This is a genomic window from Micromonospora noduli, from assembly GCF_003264365.1.
Taxonomy (GTDB): domain Bacteria; phylum Actinomycetota; class Actinomycetes; order Mycobacteriales; family Micromonosporaceae; genus Micromonospora; species Micromonospora noduli.
This window is the reverse complement of record NZ_PYAK01000001.1, coordinates 252,361-268,161: the sequence shown is the minus strand read 5'-3', so window position 1 is coordinate 268,161 and position 15,801 is coordinate 252,361. Positions and strand designations below refer to the sequence as shown.

Genomic DNA, 15,801 nt, shown 5'->3' with positions numbered 1-15,801 from the left:
GGTCCACTGTCGAAGTCACGACAAAAAGACGGACGGCGTCGCGACTGTTCCGGCATCTGTCCGAAGACCGGGGGCGACAGACGTTCCTAGGGTTCCGGTACGGATCGCACCAGCGCCGCCGCGCACGGTCCGGGCGGGATGACGGGCGGCGCCGGTGGGGAGGGGATTGCCGAGTGGGAACTGGTAGGCCCTGGCGGGGCGTGCTGGTCGCCATCACCACGCCGTTTCGCGCCGACCTGTCGGTCGACTTCGACAAGCTCCAGGAACACGTCAGTTGGCTCGCCGCCGAGGGGTGCCACGGGGTCGCGCCCTGCGCGTCGATGGGGGAGTACCGGGCCCTCTCCGACGACGAGCGGGCCGCCGTGGTGAGGGCGACGGTGCAGGCCGCGCCGTCCGGCTGCGCGGTGGTGCCCGGCGTCGGCGGTTACGGCAGCAGGCAGGCCCGCCGGTGGGCGGAGCAGGCCGCCGAGGCCGGCGCCAACGGCGTGCTCGCACGGCCACCCGACTGGCCCGCCGCCCGCGCCGCCGACGTGGTCGCCCACTACCGGGAGGTGGCGGCGGTCGGTCTGCCGGTGATCGCCCACAACGACCCGTACGACACCCGGTTGGACCTCACGCCGGACCTGCTGGCGACCGTCGCCGAGATCGACGGGATCGTCGCGGTCAAGGAGGTCACCGGCGACGTACGCAGGTTGCACCGCCTGCGCGACCTCTGCCCGCACGTCGACGTGCTGGTCGGCGCCGACGACGTGGTGCTCGAACTGGTGCTGTGCGGCGCCACGGGATGGGTCGCCACCCTGCCCAACGCGCTGCCCCGCCAGGCCGTGCGCCTGTACGAGCTGTGCGTGGCCCGCGACCTGGGCCGGGCGCTGCCGCTCTACTCGGAGCTGCACCCGATCCTCGGCTGGGCCTCCCGGCCGGAAGCCGTGCAGGCCGTCAAGCTCGCCATGGAGTGCGCCGGACGGTTCGGTGGGCGGTGCCGCCCACCACGCGGACCCCTGTCCGGGACTGCCGCCGACCGGGTGCGCCGGGACGTGCTGCGGGCCCTCGGGGCAACGGCCGATCCGGCTTCCGGGGCCGGCCCTGGCTGATCCGCCGGTGGGCGCCGGTCATTCAGGTGTCGGAAGTCGCCGGCCCACCTGCCGACATCTGCACAGTGACCGGCACCGGCCCGTACTCCTAGATTCGCTGCGCGGCCTGCTGACAGATGTTCCGCGGCACCCCCACCGGGACGCCAGCGCCGCGTTCCCTCCGACGAGAGGTGGTTCCGTGCACCGTGCTACCCCCCACCGCACCCGACTGAGGCGGGCCGTGCTGGCCGCAGCCGTGGTGACCACGCTCGTGGCGACCGGCGCGGCGCAGGCCGCCGCGGCACCGGCCAACCCGGCCGGCGGTACCGCGCCGTTCCAGGTCCTCGACCCGCAGGCCTGGCAGAACCCGGACACCATGACCTGGAACGACTACAAGGCCGTGCCCGGCAAGAACTGGGCCGACCCGAGCGTGTCCGGCTCGGTCCGCAACTTCAAGATCGCCCTGGTGGCGCTCGACTATCCTGACGAGACGTTCGCGGTCTCCCAGCGGGCCCGCTCGACGGTCTTCGGCAACCCCCAGTCCGTCGCGACCAACATTCCCCGGGCCGACGTGCCGAAGTTCTACCAGGACTTCCTGAACACCCCGAACACCCTCAACAAGGGTCACACCCTGCACGAGTACTGGATGCAGGACTCCAACGGCCGCTACGGCGTCGACCTCACCGGGTTCGGGCCGTACCAGATGCCGTCCAAGTCCTACCAGTACGGGCTGGACAACGGGTTCAACCCGGGCGCCTGCCCGAGCGGGGACGTGTGCGGCAAGAACATCCGCACCGACGGTCTGGGCGCCTGGCGGGCCGCCGTCGGCGAGGAGGTCGCCAACCAGTACGAGCTGGTGTTCATCCTCAGCGCCGGCCAGGACGAGTCGTCGACCTGGCAGGAGTTCGGGCAGATGATCTTCCAGAACAAGGAGGACGTGCCGGACGCCTGGGGCCCGCCGGACCCCAACCTGCCGAACTGGGCGAAGACGCGCTACGTGGACTGGACCTCGTGGAAGGCGGCGGCGACACTGTGGCCGAACGCCGGCGGAGGTTCCTCGACGCAGGGGGAGAGCTCCGGCATGGGCGTCTACGCCCACGAGTTGACCCATCTGCTGGGCATCGGTGACAACTACAACAACCCGTACGGCGAGCCGCTGCGCAGGGCGTACACCGGGATCTGGAGCATGATGTCGCGCGGGTCGTTCAACGGCCCGGGTGGTCCGCACACCCGCTGGCAGATTCCGCCGACCAACGGCGGCTCGATGGGCTCGCTGCACACCGTGCGGGACAAGCTCAAGATCGGGCTGCTCGGTGAGGAGCACGTGCTGCGGCTGTCACGGGAGTCGCTGGCCTCCTCGGGCCTCGTGGTCGCCCAGGTCACGGCCCGGGCGGTCGACGCCGGCCAGAAGGGCCTGAGCGGCGTCAACATCGCGCTGAACAAGGACCTGTCGCCGACGTGTGGTGTCACCACCGACCCGTTGTGCGACGGTGGCAACTTCAACAACTACACGGTCGAGGTCGTCGACCGGATGGGCGCGGACTCCTTCACCCCGGACAGCGGCGTGCTGGTCAGCAAGACGAAGAACGCCGACAGCGCGCCCTTCCAGTGGGTGGTGGACGCCAACCCGCAGGACATCGACATGATCGACTTCTATCGGCCCGACGGCACCCCGCAGAAGATCACCATGGGTGACTACCGGCAGCTCTCCGACGCGCTGTTCCACGCCGGCGCGGACACCGGCAGCCAGTACGAGTACGTCGACGAGGCCAACCGACTGCACTTCTACATCATCGACCTCAAGCGGGACTCGGCCGGCTCGCTCTCCTACACGGTGGCGGTGCGTTCGCTCGACGGCACCGGCGGGCCGAGCAGCCACGACGTGCTGCTGGGCAAGGGCGAGGTGACCGGCGGCGGCAAGCCGACCAACCGCGGGGTGACCTGCTCGTTCGAGTTGACCAACACCGGTTCCTACTCGGCCGGCGGGCAGCAGCACCCGGAGGACGTCAGCGCGTACCTGAAGTCGGACGTCTACCGCCTGTCGGCGGAGGTGGCCGGCAAGGGCTGGCGGACCTGGCTGCCCAACCAGCTCGCCACCGCGCAGTTCGGCAAGGCCACCACGGTCAAGGTGTCGGTGGGTGCCACCGCCGCCGCCGCGAACACCGGTTTCGTGAAGCTCACCGCGACCTCGGAGAGCGACCCGACGAAGACGGTGACCAAGCAGTGCCGGGTCGAGAAGTCCTGACCGGCGTCCGAGGTTGACCCCGTTCCTGCCGGGTCCGCGGCGGTAGGCCGCCACGGACCCGGCAGGCGGACGGAAGGAGGATGACGTGCGGCGAAGCATCACGACTCTGCTGCCCCTGCTGCTGGCCGGCGCGACCGGCTGCGGCACCGTCGGCGCCGCCCAGGAGGCGGTCGATCCGACGACCGTCCGGGTCCTGGTTCGCGACATCAACATCCGGGCCGCGGGTGTGGACTGCGCCGGCACCGGTCCGTACCAGCACTTCCACAACCGAGCGCCGTTCCGCGTGCTCGACCCGGACGGAGCGGCGCTGGCCAGCGGGCAACTGCCGGCGGGGACCGCGGTGGCCGCCTTCGCCGAGGATCTGGGGGTCGAGCGCCTGCCCACCTACTGCGAGTTCGCCGTCGGAGTGCGCGTGCCGCAGCGGACCTCCTATCGGCTGGAGGTGGACGGCCGACCGGCGCTCGACCTGACGCCGGACAGCAGCGAGGGCCCGGCGCTGGTGGCGGTGGTCCCGTCATGAGGCGGGCACTCCTGCCGCTGTTGCTGGCAGCGGCGCTGCTGGGCGGATGCAGCACGCCCGAGCCCGAGCCCGAGCCCGCGCCCGCGCCGGCGCCCGCCGGAGGGGCGGCGGCGTTGCCCGGGCCGGTCCCCGCCGACCTGGCGTTACGCCCGGCGCCCGGCACCGCCCCGGCCGCCCCGGCGTTCACCGGCGCGCTGACCGACGGCACACCGTTCGCCGCCGCCGAGCTGTGGGCGCAGCGTCCCGTGGTGCTCATCTTCTTCAATTCCTGGTGCACCACCTGCGCCAGCAGCCAGGCCGCCCTCAGCGAGCTGGCCCGCAGCTATCGGGACCGGGTGATCTTCGTCGGCGTGGCCGGCGCGGACCAGGCCGACGAGGTCCAGGACTACCTCCGCGCGCACCGGGTGGAGTATCCGGTCGTCCTGGACGACCAACAGACGATCTGGCGTTCGTACGCGGTGCGGGAACCCCCGGCCGTCGTGCTGGTGGCCAAGGGTGGCGCCCTGCTCCGCGGCTGGCCGGGTGGGCTGGACGCCCCGACACTCGACCGACGGCTGCGGGAGCTGGTGCTGGCCGACCAGCCATAGTCCCGTCGCGCAGGCACCTCGGTGCGGCCCGCGTCGAACCACACCCGGTGAAGTTCCTACACGTGCAGATGGTGGTGCAGGCCACCGGCTCGTAGCGTACGCAGCCTCGGACACATCAAGGAGACTGCATGCCTACAGTGGGAACGCGCTGGCGCACAGGCGTGGCCGTACTGTCCGCGACTGTGCTCGCCGCCCTCGGCGCGGCGCCGCAGGCGTCGGCTGCGGACGGCCCGCCGTCGATCGTCGTCCAGGACGGCGTCACCCAGCCGGTGTTCGGCTACGCCGACGCCATCAGGGAACGCCTGTTCATCGACTCCACCTTCGACAGCGACAACGACGGTCTGCGCGACATCATCGCGTTCGACCTGATGCGGCCGGCGGCCACCGCGCAGGGGCTCAAGGCCCCCGTGGTGATGGACGCCAGCCCCTACTACTCGACGGTCTGCCGGGGCAACGAGTCCGAATGCAAGGCGGACCTCGACGGCGACGGGCTGCTCGACAAGTGGCCGCTGTTCTACGACAACTACTTCGTGCCGCGCGGCTACGCGGTCATCCTGCTGGACATGGTCGGCACCAACAACTCCACCGGCTGCCCGACCACAAACGCCAACCAGGACAACCTGAGCGCCAAGCAGGCCATCAACTGGCTCAACGGCCGGGCCACCGCCCGCAACGCCGCCGGTGAGGTCGTCAAGGCGGACTGGCACAACGGCAGGACGGGGATGATCGGCAAGTCGTACGACGGCTCGCTGGCCATGGCCACGGCGGTGACCGGCGTGAAGGGCCTGACCACTGTCGTGCCCATCAGCGGACCGACCGAGTACTACGACTACGTGCGCAGCAACGGCGTGGTCACCCGTGGCAACAGCTACGTGTCCTCGCTGGCCAACACGGTCACCAACCCGGAGCGCCGGGAGTACTGCAAGCCGGTGCGCGACGCGATAGGCGCCGCCGATGGCGACGAGCACGGCGACTACACGGCCTTCTGGAACGAGCGCAGCTACGTCAAGAAGGTCCCCAACGTCACCGCCAGCGTGCTGCTCTATCACGGCCTCAACGACGACAACGTCCGGCCGGACCACTTCAGCAAGTTCTGGTACGCCCTGGCGGAGAACAACGTGCCGCGCAAGCTGTGGCTGTCGCAGGAGGGCCACGTCGACCCGTTCGACTCGCGCCGCGCGGTGTGGGTGTCGACGCTGCACCGGTGGTTCGACTTCTGGCTGCAGAACGTCGCCAACGGCATCATGGACGAGCCGCGGGTTGACCTGGAGCGGTCCGCCGACGTGTGGGAGACCCACGCCGACTGGCCGATCCCCGGCAAGGCGGACACGGAGGTGTTCCTGCAGCCCGGCACCACCGGCGCGGGCGGTCTCGGGCTGGTGCCCACCGCGAAGCCGGCGACCGGGGCGTTCCAGGACAGCCGCACGCAGAGCCAGAACACCATGATCCTCAACCCGGACGTGGTGCAGCCCAACCGGCTGGCCTTCCTCTCCGCGCCACTCTCCGCGCCGCTGCACATCTCCGGCACACCCACCGTGCAACTGCGGGCCTCCGCCGACCAGACCGACACCAACCTCGGGGCGATCCTGGTCGACTACGGCACCGACGAGCGGGTCGCGCACCGGGCCTCCGGTGAGGGGATCATCACCCTGACCACTGAGGACTGCTGGGGCCAGAGCAGCCCGACCGACGACGGCTGCTACAAGCAGACCACGAAGCGGGTGGCCACTGCCGACTACGAGCTGGTCACCAAGGGCATCATGGACGCCCAGAACCGGCAGTCGATCCGCGTCGCCGTGCCGCTGGTGCAGGGGGAGTCGTACAACTTCAGTTTCCCGCTGCTGCCGGAGGACTATGTCTTCAAGCCCGGCCACCGGATCGGCGTGATCATCGTGGCCAGCTACCCGCAGTACTCCAGCCAGGCGGACACCACCGCCGCGAACCTGCAGGTCGCGCTGAAGAGCAGCAACATCGTCCTACCCGTGGTCGGCGGTACCGCCGCCGCACACGCCGCCGGCCTCTGACCGGCTGACCGGCGGGCCGCCACGCGCGGCTCGTCACCGGGACGGCCCGGCGATCAACCCTCCGCGGAGGGCCGACGATCGTCGGGCCGTCTCGCTGCCGACACCTGGCCAATCTCGCCGGGGAAGCCACCACCAGCCGCCGCGAGCCGGTGCGCGCAGGTGTGAGCTGTCGGACCTACCGTCGCATGGCGGGTCGCCTGCTATGGGTCCACCCGCGCAACGCCCATTCGAACGGGCCGTACCGGAACCGCCGCATCCACCAGTAACTGGCAGCCACCTGGGCCACAAAGATTGTCAGTGCGATGAGCAGCGTCTGCGCCGGCGAGGTGTGGCCGGCCAGGCCCAGCCCGACGCCGGTGAAGACGAGCACGCAGATGAGCGACTGGCCCAGATAGTTCGTCAGCGCCATGCGTCCCGCAGGCGCCAACGCGTCCGCGACGCGCGGACGCCGTGTGAACAGGCGCAGTAGAGTCGCGGCGTAGGCCGCCGCGAGGAACGGCGCGGTGAGGATGCTGACCATCAGTCCGGTCATGTTCGCCGTGCCGCCGCCGATCGCGAACACTGTGGCGCCGGCCAGACCAACCGGATAGCCGACCCGCTCGCATCGGCGCAGCACGTTCTCGTGGGTGTGCGCGGCGGCGAGCATCCGGTGCTTGCCAGCGGCCAGACCGACGAGGAACGCGGCGAAGGCCAACGGCCCTTGCACGGCGAGTGCGCCGAGCATTGCCGGCAACGAGCGCAGGTGCTCCAGGACGACATCACCGAGCCCTCCGCGTAGGGCCTCCGTCGAACGCGCACCGGCGGTGACCGCGGCGGCCTGGTCCGGTACCACCGCGGCACCAAGAACCGCGGCCAGACCGACCAGGAACGCGACAACGCCCACGATGATCGCCGCCGCAGTCAGGGCGGAGCGCGGCTCGATCCGCCGAACGGCGAGCAGCACGAGACCGAGCAAGGCGTACGTGGTGAGGATGTCGCCGTGAAACAGCAGCACCGCATGTAGCGCGCCGAGTACGAACAACCCGGTCAGCCGGCGCAGGAACGACCGGCCGAAGACGGCCCCGCGCCGGGCCGCCGAGTCGAGTTGCAGGGTGAAGCTGTAGCCGAACAGGAATGAGAACAGCAGGTACGCCTTCATCGCGAACAGCAGTTCAACCGCACCTGCGACCAGCCGGTCAAGTGCGCCGTACGACGGATCACTGACCAGTTGGAACGCATACCCGGAGCTGAAGTACCACACATTGACCAGCAGGATGAGCAGCAGCGCAACCCCGCGCAACGCGTCCACGACGTTGATCCGGGCGTCGTCGATGTTCTCGGCGGACACGTCCAGGGCATGGCCCCGCTGACCAGGTCGGAGCGCAGTCATGACATCGCTCCTCGGGAGGCCACGGTGTCGGCGTACGTGCCGTTGTGGGGCGCGGTCACCGGGCCGTGGTAGGTCTTGCGAAGCGACTTCAGAGGTACGAAATCAGTCATGCCGTACAGCGTATGAGTGCACTAGCAACCAGCAATAGTGAGGCTGACACCCGTATTCATCCACGGGGTACCGTGACTGCACTAGTGCACGGGAGGCTGCTGTGGAGGAACCGCCGTACCGCCGGATCGCCGCCGATCTCGCGGACCGGATCGCCTCGGGCGAGCTGGCGCCCGGGGCGAGGATCCCGTCGACCCGACAGCTCATGGCCGAGTACGGGATCGCGATGGCGACCGCGACGAAGGTCCTGGCGACGCTGCGCGAACGGGGTCTCGTTGAACCCGTGCGGGGCGTCGGCACCGTGGTCGCCGCCGCTGGTGCGGGTAGAGCACCCGACCCCGACCGCGAGCAGGTGGTCGCCGCCGCCGTGGCCATCGCCGACGCCGAGGGGCTGCACGGCCTGTCGATGCGCCGGCTCGCCGGCCAGCTCGGCATTCCGACGATGGCGATCTACCGGTACGTGGCCGACCGGGAAGAGCTGGTGCTGTTCATGATCGACAAGGTCATGGCCGACAACCCGCCCCCGGCCCTCACCCCGGACCACGACGGCTGGCGGGTCTGCCTGGAGGCGTTCGCCCAGTTGCAGTGGGCGATGTACCGTCGGCACACCTGGCTGGCCCAGGCACTCTCCTTCACCCGGCCACTGCCGGCCCCGCACGCCATGGCCCACACCGAGTGGGCGATGCGGGCCCTGGACGGGCGCGGGCTCGACCTGAACGCACAGTTCACGGCGGCGGTGACGGTGGCCAACTACGTGCGCGGCACGGCGGTGAACCTGGCCGAGGAGGCGCAGGCCGAGCAGGACAGCGGCCTGACCGACACCCAGTGGATGGCGGCCCACGGAGAACGGATCGGTGCGGTCCTGGCCGACGGGCGGCTCCCGCTGATGGCCCGCTTCATCACCGCCGACGACATGGTCTGGAGCCTGGACACGCTCTTCGAGTTCGGCCTCCAGCGCCTCCTCGACGGCCTCGCCCCGCTCCTGCGATGACGGAATCCGCCTCGCGCGCGGCCACGACGACCACCGGCACTGCGGGCTCAGCCTCGCCGCGAGAGTGCTGGCCCTTGACCGCGCCGGCAGCAACGGAAACCGCCACCGCCGGCGCGGCCCGACGTCAGAGCCGGGAGGTGAAGGTGGCCAGGAAGCGGTGCGGGGTGACGACGGCGGCGTTGTCGAAGCAGATGACGTCGACGTCGGCGTTTGTGGTGTAGGTCCAGGGTTGGGTGAGGTGGCAGTAGTTGCTACCCGTGCCCTGCGCCACCACCTGGGCGTGCGTCTCCTTGAGGCCGACCTGCGGGAAGGTCGCCAGGTAGCGGCCGGCGGGCGCCAGCGGTGCCACCGTGTTCGCACCGACGCCGAGCACCGAGTTGTCGTTGGTCGGCCCGCCGACGGCGGTACCCAGGTAACCGAAGTACGAGGGCGGGCCGAGGGAGCCGATCACCGGCCGCCGACGGTGGTACGAGAGGACGAAGTCGGTGTTGATGAACGCGCCGGCCTGGTCGTAGCAGAAGACGTACACCTGCACACCGGTGCCGACCGCGCTCCAGGAGTTGACCTTGCAGCGGCGGGGACCGGCGTTCGGCTGCACTGCGGTGACCTGCACGTTGCCGGCGAGCAGCCCGGCCAATCCCACCCCGGGCAGCCGCACCAGGTACTGCCCGACGCCCACCGGCCCGGCAGTGTTCACCACGCCGGTGGAGTTGTACGACTGCGCCACCAGGCCGCTGGTCCACTGCACGTACGCGTGGGCGGTAGCGGCTGGCAGCACGCCCGAGCTGGTCGTCCAGAGCACTGTGAACGGAGTGTCATCGCGCGTGCCGCCCGGCTTGTGGCACTGCACGTCCACGATCTCGTCGGCGCCCGACTGGAACCAGCGGACCACCTCGCAGTAGTGACCGGTCCGGTTCACCGGGGTCACGTGCGGCACACCCCGTGAGCTGGCACCTATCTGCGGGAAGCGGACCTGGAACCGGCCGGGCGCGAGCTTGATGCCGTCGGCCCAGGCGGCCGGGAAGGCGGTCTTCCAGCTACCCCATTGCCGGCTGGTGTCCAGCACGGTCCAGGCCGGCACGGTGGGGTCCTTGACGTACGCGAAGCCCCAGCGGTCGGCGGTGGCCGCCGCGGCCGGTGCCGCCGGCGCGAGCGCGCCGGCGGCCAGGACGGCGGCCAGTGCTGTGGTGACGAACGATCGGAGACGCATCTGTTCCTCCAGTCGACGGGAACATGTCGGAGAGGAGTGTGCACGTAGTGATCCGATGGTCACAGTCGGCTACATCGTGCTCTGGTGTCGGCTGTCCGCTACCCGTAACCCAACTTCTGAGCAGTGCGAGCACATCGCGGCGCTTCGGGTCTGCGCCGGCGTTCTTGGCTTATCGACTCGACGACCTGCCCGGCGTGGTACCAATACCCAGACAGGCGAAGCCGGCAGGAATGGGCGGCCCATGTCGACAAGGGCAGCAGCGCTGCTTCGAAAGCCTGGGCAACCGCAACGACCGAGCCTTCTGGAACTCTTCTTCGACCTGGTCTTCATCTTTGCCCTCAACCGGGTTTCGCAGCGGCTGGTCGAGGAGCTCACCGAGCAGCGAGTCGTCCTCATCGAGGCCGCCGAGACGCTGTTGTTGCTGCTGGCCTTCATGGTGCTGTGGTTCGTCACGGCGTGGGTCACCGACCTCTATGATCCGCAGCGGCCGCAGCTTCAGGTGCTGGTCTACACCGCCATGCTCGGGGCGCTGGTGATGGCAGTCGCGGTGCCGCAGGCGTTCGGGGACAGAAGTCTGGCCTTCGCCGGCGCGTACGTCGCCGTCCACATCGTTCGTGGGCTGGTCATCGTGCCGATACTGCGTGGCCACGAAGCCCAGCGCCGAGCGGCTGGAGTGTTCTTCTGGTTCACGTTGTCGGCCGTGCCCTGGATCGCCGGCGCGATCGTGACGGATTGGGCCCGCAGCCTGTTGTGGACGCTCGCGATCGCCATCGACGGCGCGGCACTGCTGCTGTTCTACCCCGCGCCGTGGTCCCGCCCCACCCAACGGCGGTGGCCCGTCCTGGCCGAATACCTGTCTGAGCGCTACCGACAATTCTTCATCATTGCGCTGGGCGAACTGATTTTGACGACCGGCTCGGCCTACAGCGACACATCGTTCCGGCAGGGCGGAGCCGCAGCGGCCTTCGCGGTTTCATTCATCACCACTGTGCTGCTGTTTCGCGTCTACGTCTTCAGGGCGGGTCAGTTGTTGCCCGAAGCCATCAGAGCCGCCGCTGAGCCGGCGCACCTCATCCGGGAAGCTTTCCTCGCGCACGTACTCATGGTTGCCGGGATTGTCGCCGTTGCCGTCGGATACGAAATCGTGATCGAACATCCGTTCGGGCACACCGAGGCCGCGTGGATCCTCGTTGTCCTCGGCGGACCGATGCTTTTCCTGATCGGGCGAGCCTTGGTGGAACATGCCGTCTTCGCCCGGGTGTCCCACTCCCGGATCATCGGCGCTCTGGCGCTTGCCGGCGCCTCGCCGTTCATGATCCTTCTGCCGCCGCTGGCCGTGGCCGTCACCGCCGTCATCGTCCTCGCCGGCATCGCCGCTTCCGACGCCGCCCACGCCAGGGGGAAACCGCCCGAACGGCCGCACCCGGCCAACTCCAGGCAGTGAGCGGCGGACGCGCCCTAGTTTCGAGGAAGCACGGTGATGGCCACGACGGCGCTGTTGACGACGGTGGCCGTCACGGTGCGGGTCACGGCCGCCGCCGCGGCGTCGGCACCCCAGTTGCCCCGCTCGAGTTCCCTGGCTCGGCTGATCACCGGTGACGTCCACGGGATCTCGCGGTGGAACTGCGGGAGCGTTCCGCTCGCCGAGAGCAACGCCGCGAGCGCGGCGACACGGGCCTGCGGCTCCGCGCCGTCCACGAGGACCCGACGAACGTCGGCGAGCAGGCGGGCCCGTCGTTCGGTCCTGCCCTCGAGCAGGGCCGTCGTCCGGAACAGGCCGAGCACCTTACGGGGCTCCTGGTCGATGTCGCCTCGCGCGATGAGCCGCTCCAACACCGGCTTGCGCAGGGCGGGACCGATCGCGGCCAGGGCCGTCTGCACCCCCCTCGGTTTCTCGGCGAGGTAGTCCCACGCCGGGCGCAGGAGACCATCCGATGGTGGGTGACCCGACACGCTCCTGAGCCGCTCCCGGTCCGTCGTGGTCAGGTGATCGCCGAGGGCGAGGTCTGCGAGGACGGCGCCGCCGAGGACGTAGAAGAGGGTGTTCTCTCCCGCGATGGTCCCGGACCGGGGTTGGAACAGGAGCAGCAGGAGATCTTCCACCACTGTCGGCGCGTCCGACCGGGCTTCGGTGGTCATCGGCGGGGCTCCCAGCGGAAGAGTCGGCTGGCCAGGGCGACGGCGACGACGACCCAGCCGAGCGTGGGCGCGAGCAGGAGCAGGGAGTCGGTCACGGCGACGCCGCCGTTCCAGGCGTTCATGGTCAGTTCGGTGGCCGCGCCACCGGGCAGCAGCCGCTTGAGCCAGGCGAGGTTCTCGGTGCCGGAGATTCCCACCCAGCTGGCCATGGCGATCACGCCGAGGGTAACGGGCAGGGTGGTGACCTGGGCGTGTTCGGGAGAGTTGGTCAGCCCGGCCGTGGCCAGCGCCAGGCCGATCATCATGGCCACGGTCGCGAGGACCGCCACCACCAGGAGGGCGACGTTCGCCGGTCCGCCGGCGACCACGGCCAGAGCGGTCAGGATCGCGGTCACCTGCACCACGGCGAGAAGAAGTACGGGCAGCAGCAGGCCGGCGAGGATGCCGGCGTCGCCTTCGGCGGTGGAGCGCAGCCGCTTGAGGAAGAGATTCTGCCGCCGGGACGCCAGGGTGGTGACGGCCGTGGCGTAGAGCCCGAACGCGGCCACCGTGAACACGACGATCGCGGCGATGTAGCCGAGGCTCCCGATGGCGGCGTAGGTCTCGTGCTGACGGACGAAGAACGCACAGACCGCGAACGGGATGATGAGGCTGGTGATCAGCACCAGCCGGTTGCGGAAGATCTGGATGAGTTCGCTGGACGCGATGGACAACACGGTGAGGCTCCTCGCGGAAGATCGAATCAACTGTTGATGGCGCGGAACACGTCGTCGAGCCGGGTCGGCCCTGCCGCCAGGTCCCGCAGTTCCACGGCGTGGTCCTGGGCCCAGCCGAGCAGGAGGTGCAGGTCCTTCTGCAGCTCGAAGGTCTCGACCGTGACCTTCCCGTCCGCGTCGACGGCGGCCCGCACCGGCAGCGCCGGCGCCGGTGCCGGGAGCGAGAAGCGGATGACCGCGGGCAGGGTGCGGGTCAGCTCGGACACGGTGCCTTCCCGGTGGAAGGCGCCCTCGTGCATCAGCCCGATCCGGTCCGCGCGCTGTTGTGCCTCCTCCAGGTAGTGCGTGGTGAGGACGATGGTCGCGCCGTTCTCCCGGAGCCGGTCCACCGTCGTCCAGACGGCGTCGCGGGACTGAATGTCGAGGCCGGTGGTCGGCTCGTCCAGGAAGATCAGCTCCGGGGTGCCGTAGACCGCGGTGGCGAAGTCCAGCCGCCGCTTCTCCCCGCCGGACAGCTGCGACACCTTGCGGCCGGCTCGGCCGGTGAGGTCGACAAGGTCGAGCACCCGGTCGACATCGTCGGTGCGCCGGGTGAGCCGACCGACCAGACCGACGGACTCACGGACGGTGAGGTCCGGGGAGAATCCGCTCTCCTGGAGCATGACACCCATTCGGGGACGTACCGCTCGTCGGTCGTCGGGGCGGTGCCCGAAGACGCGTACGGTGCCCGAGGTTGGCCTCCGGTGTCCCTCGACAACCTCCAGGGTCGAGGTCTTTCCGGCTCCGTTGGTGCCCAGCAGTGCGTAGAGCTCTCCCGGTCGTACCTCGAAGGAGAGGTCCTTGACGGCGTGGAAGTCGCCGTAGGTGAGGTTCAGCCGTTCGACTTCGATGACGGGTGTGGTGGACATGCACCTATGACAGCGCGGGCGCGGCCGACCCGTCAGTGGCACCACGTCATCACCGCATGTGACGTGGTGTCACTGGTCGTGGCCCCTGGCTGCCGGATACTGAGGTGGTGACCGGGAGATCGGCGCGCTTCACCGAGTCGACGCAGGGAAGACTGCGGCGGCTCAACCTGGCCACGTCACTGCCGCCGGTGGTGTTCGCCGCGGTGGTCCTGCTCTACACCGATGCGCGTACCTGGTGGCACGTCGTCGTCCTGGCGCCGGGGGCCGTGGCGGCCGTGGTGGCCTTCGAACGGTGGACGGCCAACGACCTCGCCCGGGTCGCGCTGCCCTGCCTGGTCGTAGCAGCGGCGGTCTGGCCGCTCGGGGTTCTGGTGACCGGCAGCCCCAACGCCTACTGGGGTGTCTGCGCCGTAGGTTCGCTTGCCCTGCGCGAGGTGCGACGACGCCGGAAGCTGGTGATGGCCGGGCTGTTCACCTACGTCGCCGCCGTCGGCGCGGCACGGCTGCTGGTGCAGCGGGACGACATCGGTCACGTCCTGGTCACCTACGTTCTCATCCCGACCGCCCTCACCGTCATCGTGACGGTCTTCACAGTGGTGGGCGAGCGGTTCTACGACCTCATCCGGGAGCTCGAACAGACCCGGGAACGCGAGGCGGAGCTGGCAGTGGTCCGGGAGCGCGTGCGGTTCGCCAGCGACCTGCACGACATCCAGGGCCACACCCTGCACGTGGTCAAGCTGAAGATCGCCCTGGCCCAGCGACTGCTGCTCCGCGACACCGCTCGGGCGGAGAAGGAGCTGCGGGAGACGTACACGCTGGTCAGCGACACCATCGCACAGACGAAGGAACTCGCCTACGCGCAACGGCGGCTCAACCTCACCGCCGAGATGGAGAACGCGAAGAACCTGTTCGAGGCCGCCGGCATCCGGGTCCGGGTGACCCGGGAGGCCGAGGTCGATGCCCGCGCCAGTGAACTGCTCGGGCAGGTGCTGCGGGAGACGACCACGAACATCCTGCGGCACGCGCAGGCCACCCAGGTGCAGATCACGCTCGCCGCGTCGGGCATCACCATCGTCAACGACGGCGTGACCGCCACCACGGCCCTCGAACTCAGGGGACTTGCGGCGCTGAGGCAACGGGTGGCGGGGGACGGGGGTGAGCTGACCGTGGAACAGAAGGATGGGCGGTTCCTGACCGCCGCGGTCTTCCCACCCGCTCGGGCCGACGCGGCCCCGACGGTCAGCGGGGAGGACGGCCGATGACCACCATCGTGCTCGCCGACGACGAGGCGCTGCTGCGCACGGCCCTGGCCGCGCTGCTGCCGATGGAGGGCGACATCACCGTTCTCGCCGAGGCGCAGGACGGCCGGACGGCGATCGCCGCCACCCTGCGGCACCGGCCCGACGTGCTGGTCATCGACCTGGAGATGCCGGGCGTGGACGGCCTGGGCGCGGTCGCCGAGATCCGCCGCGAGCGACCGGAGCAGGTGATCCTCATGCTGACCCGGCATGCCCGCCCCGGCGTCCTGCGCAAGGCGCTGAAGCTCGGTGTCCAGGGCTTCGTCAGCAAGTCCGCCGAGCCAGCCCACATCACCTCGGTCATCGCCACCCTGCACTCGGGAAAGCGCTGGATCGACCCGGACGTGTCAGTGCTCGCCGTCACCGAGGACTGCCCCCTCACCGACCGTGAAGCCGACGTCCTGCGGGTCACCGGCGAGGGCTACTCGGTCGTCGACATCGCCGCTCGGCTCCACCTCGCTCCGGGCACCGTCCGCAACTACCTCTCCAACGCGATGCGCAAGACCCAGACCCGGACCCGCCACGAAGCGGCCCGCTACGCCCGCGAACACGACTGGCTGTAGACGCGTCCACCGTCGCGGACCGTGAGTTCCGGCTGTCAAAGGAGAGAGGTCGT

Annotated in this window: 14 protein-coding genes; 9 read left to right on the top strand and 5 right to left on the bottom strand. The window is 69.9% G+C overall.

Features of this window, described 5'->3' with window-relative positions; all coding sequences use genetic code 11:
* Positions 1–173 precede the first annotated feature (173 nt).
* From GUI43_RS01240 to GUI43_RS01220, 5 genes are all read left to right on the top strand, one after another.
* Entirely contained in the window at positions 174–1,091 is a 918-nt protein-coding gene (locus GUI43_RS01240) for a dihydrodipicolinate synthase family protein (protein ID WP_249037610.1), read from the top strand.
* A 178-nt stretch (positions 1,092–1,269) separates the two neighbouring features.
* Positions 1,270–3,315 (top strand): M6 family metalloprotease domain-containing protein, encoded by a 2,046-nt coding sequence (locus tag GUI43_RS01235; protein ID WP_249037609.1) that lies wholly within the window; start codon positions 1,270–1,272, stop codon positions 3,313–3,315.
* 85 nt (positions 3,316–3,400) lie between these two features.
* On the top strand, positions 3,401–3,835 hold the full coding sequence (locus GUI43_RS01230) for a hypothetical protein (RefSeq protein WP_112604180.1): 435 nt from the start codon (positions 3,401–3,403) through the stop codon (positions 3,833–3,835).
* Complete coding sequence (locus GUI43_RS01225; protein ID WP_112697568.1) at positions 3,832–4,422, top strand: TlpA family protein disulfide reductase; 591 nt, start codon at positions 3,832–3,834, stop codon at positions 4,420–4,422. The genes GUI43_RS01230 and GUI43_RS01225 overlap by 4 nt, the downstream gene beginning before the upstream one ends.
* Before the next feature lie 128 nt (positions 4,423–4,550).
* Entirely contained in the window at positions 4,551–6,446 is a 1,896-nt protein-coding gene (locus tag GUI43_RS01220) for a CocE/NonD family hydrolase (protein ID WP_112604176.1), read from the top strand.
* Between the two features lie 175 nt (positions 6,447–6,621).
* On the opposite strand, the gene GUI43_RS01215 is transcribed toward GUI43_RS01220, so the two are convergent.
* Positions 6,622–7,815 (bottom strand): DUF418 domain-containing protein, encoded by a 1,194-nt coding sequence (locus GUI43_RS01215; RefSeq protein ID WP_112697566.1) that lies wholly within the window; start codon positions 7,813–7,815, stop codon positions 6,622–6,624.
* 211 nt (positions 7,816–8,026) lie between these two features.
* On the opposite strand from GUI43_RS01215, the gene GUI43_RS01210 reads away from it, so the two are divergent.
* Entirely contained in the window at positions 8,027–8,914 is an 888-nt protein-coding gene (locus tag GUI43_RS01210) for a TetR/AcrR family transcriptional regulator C-terminal domain-containing protein (RefSeq protein WP_112697564.1), read from the top strand.
* Positions 8,915–9,038: 124 nt separating this feature from the next.
* On the opposite strand, the gene GUI43_RS01205 is transcribed toward GUI43_RS01210, so the two are convergent.
* Entirely contained in the window at positions 9,039–10,124 is a 1,086-nt protein-coding gene (locus tag GUI43_RS01205) for a hypothetical protein (protein ID WP_112604170.1), read from the bottom strand.
* Between the two features lie 241 nt (positions 10,125–10,365).
* Here GUI43_RS01205 and GUI43_RS01200 point away from each other — a divergent pair, with 241 nt between their 5' ends.
* Positions 10,366–11,568, top strand: a complete 1,203-nt coding sequence (locus GUI43_RS01200) for a low temperature requirement protein A (protein ID WP_112697563.1) — start codon at positions 10,366–10,368, stop codon at positions 11,566–11,568.
* A gap of 14 nt (positions 11,569–11,582) precedes the next feature.
* On the opposite strand, the gene GUI43_RS01195 is transcribed toward GUI43_RS01200, so the two are convergent.
* Genes GUI43_RS01195 through GUI43_RS01185 form a run of 3 tightly spaced genes read right to left on the bottom strand, consistent with a single transcriptional unit; the run spans position 11,583 to position 13,887 of the window.
* Complete coding sequence (locus GUI43_RS01195) at positions 11,583–12,263, bottom strand: GOLPH3/VPS74 family protein (protein ID WP_112697562.1); 681 nt, start codon at positions 12,261–12,263, stop codon at positions 11,583–11,585.
* Positions 12,260–12,979: an ABC transporter permease gene (locus GUI43_RS01190; RefSeq protein ID WP_112697561.1), complete on the bottom strand. Its 720-nt coding sequence runs from the start codon at positions 12,977–12,979 to the stop codon at positions 12,260–12,262. Before GUI43_RS01190 ends, GUI43_RS01195 begins: the two co-directional genes overlap by 4 nt.
* Before the next feature lie 26 nt (positions 12,980–13,005).
* Positions 13,006–13,887, bottom strand: a complete 882-nt coding sequence (locus GUI43_RS01185; RefSeq protein WP_112697560.1) for an ABC transporter ATP-binding protein — start codon at positions 13,885–13,887, stop codon at positions 13,006–13,008.
* Positions 13,888–13,994: 107 nt separating this feature from the next.
* On the opposite strand from GUI43_RS01185, the gene GUI43_RS01180 reads away from it, so the two are divergent.
* On the top strand, positions 13,995–15,149 hold the full coding sequence (locus GUI43_RS01180; RefSeq protein WP_112697664.1) for a sensor histidine kinase: 1,155 nt from the start codon (positions 13,995–13,997) through the stop codon (positions 15,147–15,149).
* Positions 15,146–15,748 (top strand): response regulator transcription factor, encoded by a 603-nt coding sequence (locus tag GUI43_RS01175; protein WP_112697559.1) that lies wholly within the window; start codon positions 15,146–15,148, stop codon positions 15,746–15,748. Before GUI43_RS01180 ends, GUI43_RS01175 begins: the two co-directional genes overlap by 4 nt.
* Positions 15,749–15,801: the final 53 nt, after the last annotated feature.